Origin of the sequence: Mycobacterium persicum (assembly GCF_002086675.1) — a bacterium.
Classification (GTDB): domain Bacteria; phylum Actinomycetota; class Actinomycetes; order Mycobacteriales; family Mycobacteriaceae; genus Mycobacterium; species Mycobacterium persicum.
The window spans coordinates 1-17,382 of record NZ_MVIF01000040.1; the positions used below are offsets into that span (position 1 = coordinate 1).

The 17,382-nt window shown below is 66.1% G+C and carries 15 protein-coding genes and 2 tRNA genes; 10 read left to right on the forward strand and 7 right to left on the reverse strand.

Annotated features, from left to right (window positions below):
* The first annotated feature begins 234 nt into the window (after positions 1-234).
* Genes BST40_RS14110 through pknB form a run of 4 tightly spaced genes read left to right on the forward strand, consistent with a single transcriptional unit; the run spans position 235 to position 6,336 of the window.
* Positions 235-1,644, forward strand: a complete 1,410-nt coding sequence (locus BST40_RS14110) for an FtsW/RodA/SpoVE family cell cycle protein (RefSeq protein ID WP_075547706.1) — start codon at positions 235-237, stop codon at positions 1,642-1,644.
* Positions 1,641-3,116 (forward strand): D,D-transpeptidase PbpA, encoded by a 1,476-nt coding sequence (pbpA, locus tag BST40_RS14115; RefSeq protein WP_075547705.1) that lies wholly within the window; start codon positions 1,641-1,643, stop codon positions 3,114-3,116. Before BST40_RS14110 ends, pbpA begins: the two co-directional genes overlap by 4 nt.
* Positions 3,113-4,459: a serine/threonine-protein kinase gene (locus BST40_RS14120; protein WP_371686651.1), complete on the forward strand. Its 1,347-nt coding sequence runs from the start codon at positions 3,113-3,115 to the stop codon at positions 4,457-4,459. Before pbpA ends, BST40_RS14120 begins: the two co-directional genes overlap by 4 nt.
* Positions 4,456-6,336 (forward strand): Stk1 family PASTA domain-containing Ser/Thr kinase, encoded by a 1,881-nt coding sequence (gene pknB / locus BST40_RS14125; RefSeq protein WP_075547704.1) that lies wholly within the window; start codon positions 4,456-4,458, stop codon positions 6,334-6,336. The genes BST40_RS14120 and pknB overlap by 4 nt, the downstream gene beginning before the upstream one ends.
* On the opposite strand, the gene BST40_RS14130 is transcribed toward pknB, so the two are convergent.
* Together BST40_RS14130 and BST40_RS14135 are read right to left on the reverse strand one after the other, a co-directional pair.
* Positions 6,314-7,012 carry an aminodeoxychorismate/anthranilate synthase component II gene (locus BST40_RS14130; RefSeq protein WP_075547703.1) on the reverse strand — a complete coding sequence of 233 codons (699 nt, stop codon included), beginning with the start codon at positions 7,010-7,012 and terminating at the stop codon, positions 6,314-6,316. The genes pknB and BST40_RS14130 overlap by 23 nt on opposite strands.
* A 22-nt stretch (positions 7,013-7,034) precedes the next feature.
* A complete protein-coding gene (locus tag BST40_RS14135; protein ID WP_075547702.1) occupies positions 7,035-7,778 on the reverse strand; it encodes a DUF881 domain-containing protein in 744 nt (247 codons plus the stop codon).
* Between the two features lie 127 nt (positions 7,779-7,905).
* Here BST40_RS14135 and crgA point away from each other — a divergent pair, with 127 nt between their 5' ends.
* Positions 7,906-8,187 (forward strand): cell division protein CrgA, encoded by a 282-nt coding sequence (crgA, locus tag BST40_RS14140; RefSeq protein ID WP_023369055.1) that lies wholly within the window; start codon positions 7,906-7,908, stop codon positions 8,185-8,187.
* 155 nt (positions 8,188-8,342) lie between these two features.
* Positions 8,343-8,768 carry a PH domain-containing protein gene (locus tag BST40_RS14145; RefSeq protein WP_075547701.1) on the forward strand — a complete coding sequence of 142 codons (426 nt, stop codon included), beginning with the start codon at positions 8,343-8,345 and terminating at the stop codon, positions 8,766-8,768.
* 10 nt (positions 8,769-8,778) lie between these two features.
* Here the strand turns inward: BST40_RS14145 and BST40_RS14150 are convergent, their stop codons facing one another.
* A complete protein-coding gene (locus BST40_RS14150; protein ID WP_023369051.1) occupies positions 8,779-9,327 on the reverse strand; it encodes a peptidylprolyl isomerase in 549 nt (182 codons plus the stop codon).
* 155 nt (positions 9,328-9,482) lie between these two features.
* Between BST40_RS14150 and cwsA the strand changes: the two genes are divergently transcribed.
* Together cwsA and BST40_RS14160 are read left to right on the forward strand one after the other, a co-directional pair.
* A complete protein-coding gene (cwsA, locus tag BST40_RS14155) occupies positions 9,483-9,917 on the forward strand; it encodes a cell wall synthesis protein CwsA (RefSeq protein WP_083154539.1) in 435 nt (144 codons plus the stop codon).
* A 28-nt stretch (positions 9,918-9,945) separates the two neighbouring features.
* Complete coding sequence (locus BST40_RS14160) at positions 9,946-10,929, forward strand: amidohydrolase family protein (RefSeq protein WP_075547698.1); 984 nt, start codon at positions 9,946-9,948, stop codon at positions 10,927-10,929.
* Positions 10,930-10,978: 49 nt separating this feature from the next.
* Here the strand turns inward: BST40_RS14160 and BST40_RS14165 are convergent.
* From BST40_RS14165 to BST40_RS14175, 3 genes are all read right to left on the reverse strand, one after another.
* Positions 10,979-11,051 (reverse strand) — tRNA-Ala (locus BST40_RS14165).
* 163 nt (positions 11,052-11,214) lie between these two features.
* Positions 11,215-11,288, reverse strand: a tRNA-Ile gene (locus BST40_RS14170).
* 59 nt (positions 11,289-11,347) lie between these two features.
* Positions 11,348-12,229, reverse strand: a complete 882-nt coding sequence (locus tag BST40_RS14175; RefSeq protein ID WP_075547697.1) for a DUF3566 domain-containing protein — start codon at positions 12,227-12,229, stop codon at positions 11,348-11,350.
* A 320-nt stretch (positions 12,230-12,549) separates the two neighbouring features.
* Between BST40_RS14175 and BST40_RS14180 the strand changes: the two genes are divergently transcribed.
* Together BST40_RS14180 and BST40_RS14185 are read left to right on the forward strand one after the other, a co-directional pair.
* Positions 12,550-14,421 carry a potassium transporter Kup gene (locus tag BST40_RS14180; protein ID WP_083154548.1) on the forward strand — a complete coding sequence of 624 codons (1,872 nt, stop codon included), beginning with the start codon at positions 12,550-12,552 and terminating at the stop codon, positions 14,419-14,421.
* 159 nt (positions 14,422-14,580) lie between these two features.
* Positions 14,581-14,823, forward strand: coding sequence for a DUF1918 domain-containing protein (locus BST40_RS14185; RefSeq protein WP_075547695.1), 243 nt, complete (start codon positions 14,581-14,583; stop codon positions 14,821-14,823).
* Positions 14,824-14,857: 34 nt separating this feature from the next.
* On the opposite strand, the gene gyrA is transcribed toward BST40_RS14185, so the two are convergent.
* The gene (gene gyrA, locus BST40_RS14190; protein WP_075547694.1) at positions 14,858-17,371 is read right to left on the reverse strand and encodes a DNA gyrase subunit A; all 2,514 of its coding nucleotides are present in this window, start codon (positions 17,369-17,371) and stop codon (positions 14,858-14,860) included.
* Positions 17,372-17,382: the final 11 nt, after the last annotated feature.

The window sequence follows — 17,382 nt, forward strand, 5'->3', positions numbered from 1 at the left end:
CACCCCGACCACCGCCAGCGGCACCCCCGAACCGAGCATCACATCCTCGTCAACGTCCCCGACCACCCCGACCACTTCGCCCGCTGGGGCCCCGTCCACCACTACCGGAAGTGCCGGCCCCAACCACGCGAGCACTTCGCCGACAGCGCCCGCGTCACCGTCAACCACATCGCCGACCGTGACCGCGCTTCCGCCACCTCCTCCGCAGCCGGGCATTGACTGCCGGGCGGCGGCATGACGGCACCGCTGCAGGCGCCGGTGACGGTGACGCCCCCGTTGCCGACCCGGCGCAACGCCGAACTGCTGCTGTTGTGCTTCGCCGCGGTGGTCACCGTCGCCGCGCTGCTGATCGTGGAAGCCAACCAAGATCGCAGCCTCCATTGGGATTTGGTCAGCTACGGGCTGGCCTTCCTGACGCTGTTCGGCTTCGCGCACCTGGCTATCAGACGCTCCGCCCCGTTCACCGACCCCCTGCTGCTGCCGGTGGTGGCGCTGCTCAACGGGCTTGGGCTGGTGATGATCCACCGCCTCGACCTCGTCGACGACGAGGTCGGCCACCACAGTCATCCCAGCGCGAACCAGCAGATGCTGTGGACCCTTGTCGGCGTAACTTCTTTTGCGCTGGTGGTGACCTTTCTCAAGGATCACCGCCAGCTCGCCCGCTACGGCTACACCTGCGGGTTCGCCGGTCTGGTCATGCTCGCCATACCCGCACTGTTGCCCGCGAGGTGGTCTGAGCAGAACGGCGCCAAGATCTGGATTCGGTTGCCCGGCTTCTCGATTCAGCCGGCCGAATTCTCCAAGATTTTGCTGCTGATCTTCTTTTCCGCGGTGCTGGTCGCCAAGCGCCGCCTGTTCACCAGTGCCGGCAAACATCTGATGGGCATGACCCTTCCCCGCCCGCGGGACCTTGCGCCGCTGCTTGCGGCTTGGGTGATCTCGGTGGGGGTCATGGTCTTCGAGAAGGACCTCGGCACGTCGCTGCTGCTGTATGCGTCGTTTCTGGTGGTCGTCTACCTGGCCACCCAGAAGTTCAGCTGGGTCGTCATCGGTCTGGCCTTGTTCGCGGCGGGCAGTGTCGTGGCGTACTTCGTCTTCAGCCACGTCCGGATCCGGGTGCAGACCTGGTGGGATCCGTTCGCCGACCCCGAGGGCAGCGGCTTCCAGATGGTGCAATCGCTGTTCAGCTTCGCCACCGGCGGCATCTTCGGCACCGGGCTGGGTAACGGCCAACCCGATACCGTGCCCGCGGCATCGACGGACTTCATCATCGCCGCCTTCGGCGAGGAACTCGGCTTGGTCGGTCTGGCCGCCATCTTGATGCTCTACACGATCGTCATCATCCGCGGCCTGCGCACCGCGATCGCCACCCGCGACAGCTTCGGCAAACTACTGGCCGCGGGTCTGGCATCGACGCTGGCCATCCAGCTGTTCATCGTGGTCGGCGGCGTCACCAAGCTCATTCCGCTGACCGGGCTGACTACACCGTGGATGTCCTACGGTGGGTCGTCGCTGCTGGCCAACTACGTGCTGCTGGCCATATTGGCGCGCATCTCCCACGGAGCCCGACGTCCGCTGCGCACCCGCGCCCGAAATACGACGCCGATCGCGGCGGCCGGTACCGAGGTGATCGAGCGGGTATGAACGCCTCTCTGCGCCGGATCTCGGTGACCGTGATGGCGTTGATCGTGCTGCTGCTGCTCAACGCCACGATGACGCAGGTCTTCACAGCCGACGGGTTGCGCGCCGATCCGCGCAATCAGCGGGTCCTGCTCGACGAGTATTCGCGCCAGCGCGGCCAGATCACCGCGGGCGGGCAACTGCTGGCCTACTCGGTGGCCACCGACAGTCGCTTTCGTTTCCTGCGGGTCTATCCCAACCCCGAGGTGTACGCGCCGGTCACCGGGTTCTACTCACTGCGTTATTCCAGTACCGGGCTGGAACGCGCCGAGGACCCGCTGCTGAACGGGTCGGACGAGCGGTTGTTCGGCCGGCGACTGGCCGACTTCTTCACCGGGCGCGACCCGCGCGGCGGCAACGTCGACACCACCATCAACCCCCGCGTCCAGCAGGCCGGCTGGGACGCGATGCAGCAGGGCTGCGGCGGCCCCTGCAAAGGCGCGGTGGTGGCGCTGGAGCCGTCGACCGGCAAGATCTTGGCGCTGGTGTCGTCGCCGTCCTATGACCCCAACCTGCTCGCGTCGCACGATCCCGAGGTCCAGGCGCAAGCCTGGCAGCGGCTTCGCGACAACCCCGACTCGCCGTTGACCAACCGTGCCATCGCCGAAACGTACCCGCCGGGTTCCACCTTCAAGGTGATCACCACCGCGGCGGCGCTGCAGGCCGGAGCCACCGACACCGAGCAGCTGACCGCCGCCGCCGAGATTCCGCTGCCCGGAAGCACGGCGACATTGGAGAACTACGGCGGCACGACGTGCGGCGCCGAGCCGACCGTGTCGCTGAGCGTGGCATTCGCCAAGTCGTGCAACACCGCTTTCGTTCAGTTGGGCATCCTGACGGGCGCAGCCGCGCTGCGCAGCACGGCGCAGGCGTTCGGCTTGGACACCTCGCCGGACCCGATACCGTTGCAGGTGGCCGAGTCGACCATCGGCCCGATCGAAGACACCGCCGCATTGGGTATGACCAGCATCGGGCAGAAGGACGTCGCGCTGACCCCGCTGCAGAACGCTGAGGTCGCGGCGACCATCGCCAACGGCGGGATCACCATGCGGCCGTACCTGGTGGACAACCTCCGCGGGCCCGACCTGGCCAACATCAGTACCACTGCGCCATATCAGCAGCGGCGCGCGGTGTCGCCGCAGGTCGCCGCTAAGCTAACAGAGCTGATGGTCGGCGCCGAGAAAGTCACACAGCAGAAAGGGGCCATCCCCGGCGTGCAGATCGCATCCAAGACGGGTACCGCAGAGCACGGCACAGACCCCCGTCATACTCCGCCGCATGCGTGGTACATCGCCTTCGCGCCGGCACAGGCGCCCAAGGTTGCCATCGCGGTGTTTGTGGAGAACGGGGGCGATCGCCTGTCCGCGACCGGTGGTGCGCTGGCCGCGCCGATCGGACGGGCCGTGATCGAGGCTGCGCTGCAGGGGGGCCCATGAGTCCCCGAGTTGGTATGACGCTGTCCGGCCGCTACCGCCTGCAGCGGCTCATCGCCACCGGCGGCATGGGGCAGGTCTGGGAAGCGGTCGACAGCCGGCTGGGCCGGCGGGTGGCCGTCAAGGTGCTCAAGAACGAGTTCTCCTCCGACCCGGAGTTCATCGAACGGTTCCGGGCCGAGGCCCGCACCACGGCCATGCTCAACCACCCGGGGATCGCGGCCGTGCACGACTACGGCGAGAGCCAGATGGACGGCGAGGGCCGCACCGCGTACCTGGTGATGGAGCTGGTCAACGGCGAGCCGCTGAACTCGGTGCTCAAGCGCACCGGCCGGCTGTCGCTGCGGCATGCGCTCGACATGCTCGAGCAGACCGGCCGCGCTCTACAGGTTGCGCACGCGGCCGGACTGGTGCACCGCGACGTCAAGCCGGGCAACATCTTGATCACGCCCACCGGCCAGGTGAAGATCACCGACTTCGGGATCGCCAAGGCCGTCGACGCGGCGCCGGTGACGCAGACCGGAATGGTGATGGGCACCGCCCAATACATCGCGCCCGAACAGGCTCTGGGTCACGACGCGACCCCGGCCAGTGACGTATATTCGTTGGGAGTTGTTGGCTACGAAGCGGTTTCGGGTAAGCGGCCGTTCACCGGTGACGGCGCCCTAACGGTGGCGATGAAGCACATCAAAGAACCGCCGCCGCCACTGCCCGCCGAGCTGCCGCCCAATGTGCGAGAACTCATCGAGATCACGCTGGTGAAAAACCCGCAGATGCGCTATCGCAGTGGGGGACCGTTCGCCGACGCCGTCGCCGCGGTACGGGCCGGCCGGCGGCCGCCACGGCCCAGTCAGTCACCGCCGCCCGGGCGGGCCGCGCCGGCAGCGATTCCGTCGAGCGCGCCGGCCCGGATTGCGGGCAACCCCACCAGCCGGGCCACGGCCCCGCGCCGGTCCCGGCCGGCGACCGGAGGAAACCGGCCACCCGCGCGGCGTACGTTCTCGTCGGGCCAGCGGGCGTTGTTGTGGGCTGCCGGCGTCCTCGGGGCGCTGGCGATCATCATCGCGGTGCTCATCGTCATCAATTCGCGTGGCGACAACCAGCCGCAGTCACCGCCCCCGACCGTGACCGACACCGGAACCCCCCCGGCCAGCCAGACGCCGACCGGCCAGGGGTTGCGACCCGGTGCGACGGGTTTCGGCCGCCTCGACAATGACGGCCGTGACGGTTCGCAATGGGGGCGCTTCCGGCCGCCGGGGGCGAGCCGGGCAGACCAACTTGGCCGTACAGTCGCGCCGCGACCGACTCACCACGCGTCGCTGGACCGATACGAGACATCGCGATGACCACCCCCCGGCACCTTTCCGATCGCTATGAACTGGGCGACATCCTCGGCTTCGGGGGAATGTCCGAGGTTCACCTGGCCCGCGATCTGCGTCTGCACCGGGACGTGGCGGTGAAGGTGCTGCGCGCCGATCTGGCCCGCGACCCCAGCTTTTACCTGCGCTTCCGGCGGGAGGCACAAAACGCGGCGGCACTGAACCACCCGGCGATCGTGGCGGTGTACGACACCGGCGAAGCCGAAACGTCCGCCGGTCCGCTGCCCTACATCGTCATGGAGTACGTCGACGGCGTCACGCTGCGTGACATCGTGCACACCGAAGGCCCGATGCCGCCGAAGCGGGCCATCGAGGTGATCGCCGACGCCTGCCAGGCGCTGAACTTCAGCCACCAAAACGGCATCATCCATCGCGACGTCAAGCCGGCCAACATCATGATCAGCTCGACAAATGCGGTGAAGGTGATGGACTTCGGCATTGCCCGGGCGATCGCCGACAGCGGCAACAGCGTCACCCAGACGGCCGCGGTGATTGGGACGGCGCAATATCTGTCCCCCGAACAGGCTCGCGGTGATGCGGTCGATGCGCGATCCGATGTCTATTCGTTGGGGTGCGTGCTGTATGAAATCCTGACCGGCGAACCGCCGTTCACCGGTGACTCGCCGGTGGCGGTGGCCTACCAGCACGTCCGCGAAGACCCCATCCCGCCCTCGGAACGCCATGAGGGAATCTCCGCCGACCTGGACGCCGTCGTCCTCAAGGCGCTGGCCAAGAACCCGGAAAACCGCTACCAGACCGCGGCGGAAATGCGCGCCGACCTGGTGCGGGTGCACAACGGTGAGCCACCGGAGGCACCCAAGGTGCTCAGCGGCGCCGAGCGACGCTCGTTGCTGGCGGCCACACCCGGACATCCCGCGGGTCCGCGCACCGATCCGCTGCCTCGCCAGGTCCTCGACCACACCGATCGGGACCGCACCACCCCTTCGGTGGGCCGCTGGGTCGCCGTGGTCGCGGTGCTGGCGGTGCTGACGATCGCCGTCACGATCGCCATCAACACCTTCGGCGGCAACACCCGCAAGGTGCAGGTGCCCGACGTGCGTGGCCAGGCATCCGCCGACGCCATAGCCGCGTTGCAAAACCGCGGCTTCAAAACCCGCACGCTGCAGAAACCGGACTCGACGATCCCGCCGGACCACGTCATCGGGACCGACCCGGCTGCCAACACCTCGGTGGGTGCGGGGGCCGACATCACCATCAATGTCTCCACCGGACCCGAGCAGCGTGAGCTGCCCGATGTCTCGTCGCTGACCTACGCCGAAGCGGTCAAGAAGCTGACCGCCGCCGGCTTCAGCAAATTCAAGCAGGCCGCCTCGCCCTCCTCACCGGAGATGGCGGGCAAGGTCATCGGTACCAACCCGCCGGCCAACCAAACCTCGGCGATCACCAATGTGATCACGATCATCGTCGGCTCCGGCCCCGAGGCCAAACAGATTCCCGACGTCGCCGGTCAGACCGTCGACCTGGCGCAGAAGAACCTCAACGTCTACGGCTTCACCAAGTTCAGCCAAGCGCAGGTGGACAGCCCGAAGCCGGCGGGCGACGTGGTCGGCACCAACCCACCCGCCGGCACCACCGTTCCGGTCGATTCGGTGATCGAACTACAAGTGTCCAAGGGCAACCAATTCGTCATGCCCGACCTGTCCGGAATGTTCTGGACCGACGCCGAACCCCGGCTACGCGCACTGGGCTGGACCGGGGTGCTGGACAAGGGGCCCGACGTCGACGCCGGCGGATCCCAGCACAACCGGGTGGTCTACCAGAGCCCGCCCGCCGGTTCCGGCGTCAACCGGGACGGCATCATCACGCTGAAGTTCGGTCAGTAGTCCCGGCTGTGCCGGCCGCTGCGGTCGGCAGGTGCGGCCGGACGGCGGTGAGCACTTCGTTTTCCAGCCGGCGCACCAACGTGTCGTCGCGCGCCCAGCCGCAATAGGTCAGCCAGTTGGCCAGCATCCGGTGTCCGCCCTCGGTCAGGATCGACTCCGGATGGAACTGCACACCGTGAATCGGCAACTCGCGGTGACCCACTCCCATGATCACCCCGCTGCGGGTATGGGCGGTGACCTCGAGCTCGGCCGGCAGCGATTCCGGAAGGATGGTCAGCGAGTGATACCGGGTTGCCGTGAATGGGTCCGGAAGTCCTTGCAGTACACCGACATTCGTGTGGTAGACGCTGCTGGTCTTGCCATGCAACAACTCCGGCGCGCGGTCGACGGTGGCCCCGAACGCCACGCCGATGGCCTGGTGTCCCAGGCACACGCCCAGCAGCGGGGTTCGTGCCGCCGCGCACGCCGCGACCATGCTCACCGACGCCCCCGCGCGTTCCGGCGTGCCGGGGCCTGGACTGAGCAGCACACCGTCGAATTGCTCGGCGATGGCGCTCTCGTCGGCGAGGCGGGCGTCGTCGTTGCGCCACACTTGCGCCTCGACGCCCAACTGGCCCAAGTATTGGACCAGGTTGAACACGAAGCTGTCGTAGTTGTCGACGACCAGAATCCGCATCGTGACAGGTTACCGTCCGGCCTCAGTAACCCACGGGCCCCAGCGGCTGCGCAAAGTGCATCCGCACCGGTTCGGAATGTCCGACGACCTGTACGTCGGACTTGACCTCTTCGTGGTAGCCCAATCCGAACCGGACCACGTATTGCTTGTAGAGGGTCACTAGCGGAGCCGCGGCCAAGGCTGCTTGGATCGCAGCGGGATTACCGATCGCGGTGATCGTGTAAGGCGGGCTGTAGGTGCGTCCGTTCAGCAGCAGGGTGTTGCCGACGCAACGCACCACCGAACTCGCGATAATGCGCTGGTCTTGCATCTGGATCGCCTCGGCGCCCGCGCTCCACACCGCGTTGAAGACGGCATCGATGTCCTGCTGGTGCACCACCAGGTCGTCGGGGGAGGCGTCGCGCGGGAAGCGGCCATGGGCGTCGCGCTGCGCGTCGTTGAGCGTCACTACCACGCCAGGGCCGTGGACCGGGTCCATGCCGGCCACACCGGCCAGTTCAGCGGCCCGCCTGAGCATCGCCGCCAAGGCAGTATCCGACGACGGAGTGTGCGTGGTCTCGATCTGTTTGGTCAGCGCGTCGCGCTGGGCATCCAGCCGGTTCACCGACGACTGGGCGTGGCGGACCAGGTCGACCAGCCGCGGCGCGTCGCTACGGCGAATCTCCGCGCCGCCGGAAACCCCATGCGTCGCGGCCAGCAACAACCCGGCGAGCAGGCAGACCAGCGGAACACCGAAACGCCACGGCGAGCGGCGCTCATCGGTCATCACGTCTCCGTTTCCTGGTCGCGAGGCCAGTTGGGCTAGTCTCGTAGCCAAGCTTTGGCTGCAGCTGCAGTCGCAATCGTTGCACTTTGTCCGCTCACCGTGTTGTTGAGGTATCCCGAGGTATTACATGCCCAAGTCAAAGGTCCGCAAGAAGAACGACTTCACCGTCAAGCCGGTGAGCCGCACGCCCGTGAAAGTAAAGGTCGGACCGTCCAGTGTGTGGTTCGTCTCGTTGTTCATTGGGTTGATGCTGATCGGCCTCGTGTGGTTGATGGTCTTTCAGTTGGCCGCACTCGGCAGTCAGGCCCCCAAGGCGCTGCAGTGGATGGCGGATCTGGGCCCGTGGAACTACGCCATCGCGTTCGCTTTCATGATCACCGGTTTGTTGCTCACCATGCGGTGGCACTGAGCAGCACCGCGCCCGAAATGAATTTATTTCAGGTCGGGTTGGTTACTGATCCAGCAACGTTGTGGTTCGTCAATCACATGGATGTAGTTTATCCCCACTGTTGATAGCGTCTGTGGATAACCGGGTCTGCGGTGGTCGGAGGGTCTGGATAGCGCATGCAGCAAACACAATGGTCGCCTCCGGCGGCGGGAATCGCTGGCTGCGGCGTTGCCGGGGTATTGATGGCTATCGGTTCTGTGACCTTGGTCACAGAACCGCCGGGACGCGTGCTGGCCATGGTTGCCGCACTGGGTTTGATCTTGTTTGCCGGCGTTTCCTGGCGGGCACGGCCGAAGCTGGCAATCACCGGCGAGGGGCTGGCGATCCGCGGGTGGTTGCGGACGCAGCTATTGCGACGGCCCGAGATCAAGATCATCCGGATCTCTCAGTTCCGGCGTTACGCGCGCAACGTTCGACTTCTCGAGATCGAGACGGTCAACGACCGACTGTTCATCTTGTCCCGTTGGGATCTTGGGACCGATCCGCTGAACGTGCTCGACGCCCTTACCGCGGCCGGCTATGCCGGCCCGGGGCGCGGGTAGCGCGGCGGTTTCACGAGATGGTGATCGACTCGATCACCACTGGGTCAGTGGGCCGATCGTTACCGTCGGTGGGTGTGGTCGCGATGGCGTCGACGACGCGCTGCGACTCCGGATCGGTCACCTCACCGAAGATGGTGTGACGCCGGTTCAGGTGCGGAGTCTTGCCGACGGTGATGAAGAACTGTGAGCCGTTGGTGCCGGGCCCGGCGTTGGCCATCGCCAGCAGGTAGGGCTTGTCGAATTGCAGTTCGGGGTGGAACTCGTCAGCGAACTTGTAGCCTGGCCCACCGCGGCCGGTGCCGGTCGGGTCACCGCCCTGGATCATGAAGCCGTTGATCACCCGGTGAAAGACCGCGCCGTCGTAGAACGGCCCGGAAGTGCCTCCCGATGCATTTTGGGTCGAGTAATCTTTGGTGCCCTGCGCCAGGCCGACGAAGTTGGCGACGGTCTTGGGTGCGTGGTTTCCGAAGAGGGCGACCTTGATGTCTCCGCGGTTGGTGTGCAGCGTGGCGGTGGCAGTCTGAAACGGGCTGTTAGTCACGGGATCACAGTGTGCCATTACCCGGTGGCGCGGCCGCAGCCGGTGTCACCCGACGCGAACGGCGCGGTATTGAGGCAATGGGCCCGCGGACGTCCTTGTGGTGGCAGTGTGTGGGGGTATCGGAGTGGCTCTGGGCTAGGGCATCGACCAGCCAGAAACCAGAAAGGCGGCAGATGAGCGAGATGGTGGAAACCCGATTGACGCCGAGAGAGCGACTGACCCGGGGCCTGACCTATTCGATGGTTGGCCCCGTGGACGTGACCCGTGGCGTCGTCGGACTCGGAGTTCAGTCCGCGCAGTCGACCGCCTCGGAACTTCGTCGCCGGTATCGAGAAGGCCGGCTGGCCCGCGAGATCGCCGCCGCTCAAGAAACGCTCGCCCAGGAACTGGCCGCTGCCCAGGAAGTGGTGGCAAACCTGCCTCAGGTACTTCAAGAAGCACGGCGGTCCCAGCGCCGCGGCAACAAGAAGCGGGTGTGGGTGATCGCCGGAGCGGCAACCGTCGTCGTCGTAGCGGGCGGTGCGGTGGCATTTACCATCGTGCGGCGCTCGTCGCGCCCGGAGCCCTCGCCGCGCCCGCCGAGTGTAGAAGTCCAGCCGCGCCCGTAGGGCACTGCATCACCGGGCCAGGCATGCGATGTCGTTGATCGCGTTGGAAGAGCATTACGCGTGGGATCCGGTCAGCGCCGACAATGTCGTCGGCAGCTGGCTTCGGCTGCACAATCGCATCGCCTACGAGCGGCTGTACGACCGGGGACCATTGCGGCTGGAGCAGATGGACGCCGCGGAAATTGACTTCCAGATCCTCTCGCTGTTCGACCCCGGCGTGCAGGCCGACGATGACGTCCACCGTGCCGTCGACAGTGCGCGTCGCGCCAATGACGACTTGGCCCAGACGATCACCGCGATGCCGGACCGATTCGGTGCGTTCGCGACCCTGGCGCCCCAGGACCCGCGGGCCGCGGCGGCCGAGTTGAACCGCGCCGTCAGCGAATTGGGTTTCGTCGGCGGGCTGATCAACGGGCACACTCAGGGCCGTTATCTCGACGACCCGGCCTACTACGGGTTGTTCGAAGCCGCCGAAGCGCTGCAGGCACCGATCTATCTGCATCCGACCACGCCGCATCCCGCGGTGATGGACGCCTGGTTCAAGCCCTACCTCGGGGCCGGCCTGCACCTGGCGTCGTGGGGTTTCGGCGTGGAGACCGGCACGCATGCGCTGCGGCTGATCTACTCGGGCCTGTTCGACCGCTTTCCGCGGCTGCAGATGATCTTGGGTCACCTGGGCGAGATGCTGCCGTTCGCCGCGCACCGGATCGACCGCTACTACGGCCTTGCCGGTGATCCGGACGCCGGCCGAAAACTGCGCCGGTTGCCGTCGGAGTACCTGCGCTCGAACTTCTATGTGACCACCAGCGGCAACTTCTCGGCGCCGGCGTTTGCTTGCACGCTGGAAGTCATGTCTGCCGATCGGGTGATGTTCTCGGTCGATTATCCGATGGACGACAACATGGCCGGCGCGAAGTTCCTCGCCGACTTCCCGTTCGACGACGAGCTGCGACGAAAAGTCGCCGCCGGCAACGCGCAGCGGCTGTTCAAGGGCAAGATCCCGGCACTGTAGATGCGCGTCAAACGGTGCCGCTGCGCTTTTGATCTGTGGAGCTGTCCTGTGGAGCCTAGGGGAATCGAACCCCTGACACCCGCCTTGCAAAGGCGGTGCTCTACCAACTGAGCTAAGGCCCCTCGTCATTGCGAACCGCGTCCCGAGACGGGTAACCAGACTCCGGATCCGGCGCCACGTGCCACACTTCGGCGCCGCGCCGTGCCCGCACCGCCGCCACCACCGCAGCGATTGCTGCCAGTGATAACGCGAGCCTCACGCAACACCTTGACGGGCACATGGTCGTGGGCCTAGGAGGACTCGAACCTCCGACCTCTTCGTTATCAGCGAAGCGCTCTAACCGCCTGAGCTATAGGCCCGGATTCCGGATACGGCCGAGCGACGAGATTACCGCAATCGCCGCCCCACCCCCAAAATGCTAATCCCGGTCGGCCAGCGTCACCTCGATGCCGCCGATCAGATCCGTGGTGAGGTTGTAGACGAACGCCCCAATGGTGGCCATCGCGGTCATCAAAACGATGTTCACCAAACCGATCAGTACGGCGCCGCCGAAGATCGTGCCGCTCGAGACCAATTCCGCGCTGCTGCCGCTGGTGTTGTTGAGCAGGTCGCCGACGTTGCTGTTGAGCTTGGCCCACACGCCCATGCCGCCGAGCACCAGGTACAGGAACGCCACCGAGATCATCCAGACGAAGAACAGGGCCACCGACAGCAGCAGCGACACCTTCAGCGTGCTCCATGGATCGATCCGCCGGATCTGCATGCTGGCCCGCACCGGTCCGCGGCCGCGCCGGGGTGAAACGTGCACCCGGGATTCCCGGGGTTCGGTGGTCACCGGACGGCTCGCGGCGGTAGCAGGTGCCGGCGCGTCGACCGGACGGTCCGGCGCGGACCTGCGCTGTGCCCGAGGGATAGGTCCCGACAGATCGGGCAACTCGCTGGCGTAGGCCTCAACCGGTGGACCGTCATTGCGGGCCGGAAGGTCGTCGGGCTCCGGTGGGCTGGTTTTCACCGCCCCGGACGGGGCGCCCGACGGCGCCGAGGTGCCGGTGATGAAGCGGTTCAACCGGGCGTCGACGGCCGAGCTCGGGCTGGGTGGCCGCACGTCGGTCGGCGGATCGTTCGGTTGCCACTGCCCCGGCTGAGACGGCCAGGCGCCGCCTCGGTGCCGCGACGCAGCGTCTGCGGGCTCTGCCGCGCGGCCCGTCGTCGCCCGGTGTGCACCGGCACGCTCGGACACCGCATCCCCATTCGGTAAGTCGCCCGTATTGGGGGCGCCCGGCTCGTTCGGTGAGGTCACCCCGACTCCTAACATGTGTACCCAGGTCGCTGAGTCTAGTTGCCGTGGTGTTCGGCGGCGGATCCGCCATCCGGATCGTCACCGGGAGGTGACGACATCGCCGCCACGCCACCGATGCAGCCGCCAAGCCCGGTGTCACCGCCGACCTGGTGTCCGGCCCGTCTAGCCGGACGGCGCCCGACCGGGCATCCGCGGATTACGATCGATCCGCCGCACCGCAACCGTCACAATCGAAAGTACGAGGACTCGCCGTGAAAGCGGACTCGCACACCGCGTCCCCTTTACAGTCGGCCACCGGCGGGCCCCAGGCCAGTGTCGCCATGGTCGTCGGCGGGCTCGGCGTTGTCTTCGGCGACATTGGCACCAGCCCCATCTACACGATTCAGACGCTCTTCAGCCCCAGCGACCCACACCCCGTGCCGATCACCCAGGCCAACGTCTTTGGCATCGTGTCGTTGATCTTCTGGTCGGTGATGATCATCGTCACGCTGACCTACATCACACTGGTGATGCGTGCCGACAACAACGGTGAAGGCGGCATCATGGCGCTGATCACCTTGATCCGGCGCGGCGGCGGCGCGCGCGGTCGTCGCACCGCGAAGACGTTGGCCGCGTTGGGAATCTTCGGCGCGGCACTGTTTTTCGGCGATAGCATGATTACCCCGGCGATATCCGTGCTGTCGTCGGTAGAGGGTCTCAAGGTGATCGAGCCAGGTCTTAAAGATTGGATCGTGCCCATTACCGCGGTAATCATCGTGGCGTTGTTCGCCGTGCAACGTCACGGCACCGAAGCGGTCGGGCGGCTATTCGGACCGGTCATGATCGCCTGGTTCGTGGTGATCGGCGCGTGCGGGTTATCCGGCGTCGCCGACAACCCGGAGATTTTGAAGGCGCTGTCGCCGACCTATGCGTTGGCGTTCATGGCCGGTCACTTCCACATCGCCTTCTTTTCTCTGGCGGCGGTTGTCCTGTCGGTCACCGGAGCCGAGGCGCTCTATGCCGACATGGGTCACTTTGGTCGCCGGTCCATCTCGCTCGGATGGATGCTTCTCGTGCTGCCAGCATGCACGCTGAGTTATTTCGGTCAGGGCGCGCTGGTGCTTCGCGACCAGACCGCGGTGCGAGCTCCCTTCTTTCTGCTCAGCCCGGAATGGGCGCGGATCCCAATGGTTTTGCTCGCCACGGCCGCAACCGTGATCGCCTCGCAGGCGGTGATCACCGGTGCGTATTCGGTGGCATCCCAGGCCGCTCAGCTGGGCTACCTGCCGCGGCTGCGCATCGAACACACCTCGGCATCGACGATCGGTCAGATCTATGTGCCGTGGATCAACGGCGTGCTCATGGTCGCCGTGCTGACCCTGGTATTCGCGTTCCGCAGCTCGGCGGCGCTGGCTTATGCGTTCGGGATGGCCGTCACCGGAACGATCACGATCGTTACACTGCTGTTCCTCTACATCGCCCGAACCCGGTGGGGCATTCCGCTATGGCTGGTGCTGATCGGCGGCGGCGCGTTGCTGCTGGTCGATTTGATGTTCCTGGCCGCCAACCTGACCAAACTCGTGCACGGCGCCTGGCTACCGCTACTCATCGGCCTGGCCGTGTTCACCGTGATGACCACCTGGCAGCAGGGCCGGGTGATCGTCACCCGGGTGCGAGAGCGGGACGAAGGGCCGTTGCGGGAGTTCGTCGAGGAGCTACGGCAATATGATCCGCCGCTGGTGCGCACTCCGGGAACGGCGGTATTCCTCAACCGCGGCACCAAGACGGCGCCACTGGCGATGCGAGCCAACGTCGAGCACAACCGCGTCCTGCACGAAAACGTCGTCATCATGTCGATCGACACGATGCCGGTGCCGCGAGTGCCGGATGCAGAACGCACGACTATCGACAGCCTCGGCTACTCGCAGGACGGAATCATTCACGTCAGCGCCCGCTTCGGATACATGGAAAGGCCCAACGTCCCGCACGCTCTGAGCCTGCTCGACGCCAAGGAGACGGAGGGCTTTCTCGACGTCGACACGGCTTCCTACTTCTTGTCGAAGATCGAATTGACGGCCGGGGCGGAAGCCACCATGTCGTCTTGGCGCAAGCGCCTGTTCATCGCCACGTCGCACATCACCGCCGACGCCGCCGCGTATTTCAGCCTGCCACTCGACCGAACAGTGATCATCGGTTCACGTATCGAGATCTGACACCGGATCACTTGCGCCGCGGCGGTCTCTCGCAACGGAGCGTATAGACGCTAACGGTGGATTTCGCGCGCACTTCCGTTTGGCGACCGCCGCGCGCACCATGGAGAGATCGGCGGTTCTCACAAGACGGGTCGTCACAAGACGGGAAGGAAGCGCGCGATGAAGGCAAAAGTCGGCGACTATCTCGTGGTCAAGGGCACCACCACCGAAAGACATGACCAACATGCCGAGATCACCGAGGTGCGTTCCCAAGACGGCTCGCCGCCATACGTGGTGCGTTGGCTGGTGACCGGGCACGAGGCGACGGTGTACCCCGGGTCCGATGCGGTCGTCGTCAGCGCCGCCGAACACGAGGAGGCCGCACGACGCGCTGCCGGACGGGCCGGACGGACCGCGACATAGCCGGAACGTCGCTGGGCTTCGCCGCGGCTATGTGCTACTTGGCCGAGCCGTTGCCGTCGTCGGTTTCTGCGACCGCCTCCTCGCTTTCCTCGGCGTTGCGTGCGATGGCCAACAGGGTGTCGCCCTCGCCCAGGTTCATCAAGCGGACACCCTTGGTCTGACGTCCCGCCTTGCGAACCTGTCGTGCCGCCGTCCGGATGACGCCACCTCCGGAGGTGATTGCGTACAGCTCGCTGTCGTCGTCGGCGATCAACGCTCCGACCAGCCTGCCGCGCCGACGGTCATACATCACGGTCAGTACCCCTTTGCCGCCGCGGCCCTGCACCGGGTACTCCTCGATCGCGGTGCGTTTGGCGTACCCGCCGGACGTGGCGACCAGCAGATAGGTGCCTTCGCGGACCACGTTCAGCGACAGCAGCCGGTCGTCGGCGTTGAATCGCATGCCCTGTACCCCGGAGGTGGCCCGGCCCATCGGGCGTAGCGCCTCGTCGGTGGCCGAGAACCGGATCGACTGCCCGTTGGCCGAAACCAGCAACAGGTCGTCCTCGGCCGAGCACAGCACCGCCCCGACCAGCTCGTCGCCATCGCGCAGGTTAATCGCCACGATGCCGCCGGAGCGGTTGGAGTCGAAGTCGGTCAGCTTGGACTTTTTGACCAGCCCGTTCTTGGTGGCCAGCACCAGATACGGCGCATCCTCGTAACCCCGGATCTGGATGACCTGGGCGATGCGCTCCTCGGGCTGGAAGGCCAACAGGTTGGCGACGTGCTGGCCCCGCGCGGTGCGCGAGGCCTCCGGCAACTCGTAGGCCTTGGCCCGGTACACCCGGCCCTGGGTGGTGAAGAACAAAATCCAGTCGTGGGTCGAGCAGACGAAGAAGTGCGCGACGATGTCGTCCTGCTTGAGACCGGCGCCCTGTACGCCCTTGCCGCCGCGCTTTTGGCTGCGGTACAGATCGGTCTTGGTGCGTTTGGCATAGCCGGTTTCGGTGATGGTGACGACGACGTCCTCGCGGGCGATCAGGTCTTCGTCGCTGACGTCGCCGTCGGCGGCGACAATCCGGGTGCGACGGTCGTCGCCGTGCTTGTCGACGATCTCACCGAGTTCGTCGCGCACGATGCCGCGCTGTCGCTCGGGCTTGGCCAGGATGTCTTCCAAGTCGGCGATCTCGGCCTCGATCTTGGCGAGGTCGTCGACGATGCGCTGACGTTCCAGTGCCGCCAAACGCCGCAGCTGCATGTCGAGGATCGCCTGGGCCTGGATCTCGTCGATGTCGAGCAGCTCGATCAACCCGGCCCGGGCGATGTCGACGGTCTCCGACGCCCGGATCAGCGCGATCACTTCGTCCAGCGCGTCGAGCGCTTTGACCAGCCCGCGCAGAATGTGGGCCCGCTCGTTGGCTTTTCGCAGCCGGTAGCGGGTGCGCCGGATGATGACGTCGAGTTGGTGCTCGACGTAGTAGCGGATCATCTGGTCGAGCCGCAGCGTGCGCGGCACCCCGTCGACGATGGACAGCATGTTGGCGCCGAAGCTTGTCTGCAACTGCGTGTGCTTGTAGAGGTTGTTGAGCACCACCTTGGCCACGGCGTCGCGTTTGAGCTCGACGACGATGCGCACACCGACCCGCTCGCTGCCCTGGTCTTCGATGTTGGCGATGCCGGCAAGCTTGCCGTCGCGGACCTGCTCGGCGATCGAGGTGATGAAGTTGTCGTGGTTGACCTGATACGGCAGCTCGGTGATCACCAGCGACGTCCGGCCGCGCGAATCTTCTTCCACCTCAACGACTCCGCGCATCCGGATGGAACCGCGACCGGTCTTGTACGCGTCGGCGATGCCCTGGGATCCGACGATCAGTCCGGCGGTGGGGAAGTCGGGACCCTTGACCCGCTCCATGACCGCGGCCAGCGTCGTCTCTTCGTCGGCGTCGTAATTGTCCAGCGCCCAGAACACCGCGTCGGCGAGTTCGCGCAGGTTGTGCGGCGGGATGTTGGTGGCCATGCCCACCGCGATGCCGCCGGAACCGTTGGCCAGCAGGTTGGGGAACCGGCTGGGCAGCACTGTCGGCTCCTGCACCCGGCCGTCGTAGTTGGGGATGAAATCGACTGTCTCCTCGTCGATTTCACGCAGCATCTCCATGGCCAGCGGGGTCAGCCGGGCCTCGGTGTAGCGCATCGCCGCCGGTGGATCGTTGCCCGGCGAACCGAAGTTGCCCTGACCGTCGACCAGCGGATAACGCAGCGACCAGGGCTGCGCCATCCGCACCAGGGTGTCGTAGATCGACGCGTCGCCGTGCGGATGGTAGTTGCCCATCGTCTCGGCGACCGACCGTGCCGACTTGGCGTGGCTGCGATCCGGACGGAACCCCGAGTCGTACATCGCGTACAGCACTCGCCGGTGCACCGGCTTGAGTCCGTCGCGCACTTCCGGCAGGGCGCGGCCGACGATGACGCTCATCGCGTAATCGATGTAGCTGCGCTGCATCTCCTGCTGAATGTCGACCGGCTCGATCCGCTCGGCAGAATCGTCGGGCGGCAGCGTCGTGTCTGTCATCTATTCCTCGT

What these genes read in the sequence shown, in the direction of transcription:
- BST40_RS14185 (WP_075547695.1), top strand. Translation starts at nt 14,581, where the DNA reads ATGAAGGCAAAAGTCGGCGACTATCTCGTGGTCAAGGGCACCACCACC.
- BST40_RS14160 (WP_075547698.1), top strand. Translation starts at nt 9,946, where the DNA reads ATGTCGTTGATCGCGTTGGAAGAGCATTACGCGTGGGATCCGGTCAGC.
- cwsA (WP_083154539.1), top strand. Translation starts at nt 9,483, where the DNA reads ATGAGCGAGATGGTGGAAACCCGATTGACGCCGAGAGAGCGACTGACC.
- BST40_RS14180 (WP_083154548.1), top strand. Translation starts at nt 12,550, where the DNA reads ATGGTCGTCGGCGGGCTCGGCGTTGTCTTCGGCGACATTGGCACCAGC.
- BST40_RS14120 (WP_371686651.1), top strand. Translation starts at nt 3,113, where the DNA reads ATGAGTCCCCGAGTTGGTATGACGCTGTCCGGCCGCTACCGCCTGCAG.
- pbpA (WP_075547705.1), top strand. Translation starts at nt 1,641, where the DNA reads ATGAACGCCTCTCTGCGCCGGATCTCGGTGACCGTGATGGCGTTGATC.
- BST40_RS14130 (WP_075547703.1), bottom strand. Translation starts at nt 7,012, where the DNA reads ATGCGGATTCTGGTCGTCGACAACTACGACAGCTTCGTGTTCAACCTG.
- BST40_RS14135 (WP_075547702.1), bottom strand. Translation starts at nt 7,778, where the DNA reads ATGACCGATGAGCGCCGCTCGCCGTGGCGTTTCGGTGTTCCGCTGGTC.
- BST40_RS14145 (WP_075547701.1), top strand. Translation starts at nt 8,343, where the DNA reads ATGCAGCAAACACAATGGTCGCCTCCGGCGGCGGGAATCGCTGGCTGC.
- gyrA (WP_075547694.1), bottom strand. Translation starts at nt 17,371, where the DNA reads ATGACAGACACGACGCTGCCGCCCGACGATTCTGCCGAGCGGATCGAG.
- BST40_RS14110 (WP_075547706.1), top strand. Translation starts at nt 235, where the DNA reads ATGACGGCACCGCTGCAGGCGCCGGTGACGGTGACGCCCCCGTTGCCG.
- BST40_RS14150 (WP_023369051.1), bottom strand. Translation starts at nt 9,327, where the DNA reads ATGGCACACTGTGATCCCGTGACTAACAGCCCGTTTCAGACTGCCACC.
- pknB (WP_075547704.1), top strand. Translation starts at nt 4,456, where the DNA reads ATGACCACCCCCCGGCACCTTTCCGATCGCTATGAACTGGGCGACATC.
- crgA (WP_023369055.1), top strand. Translation starts at nt 7,906, where the DNA reads ATGCCCAAGTCAAAGGTCCGCAAGAAGAACGACTTCACCGTCAAGCCG.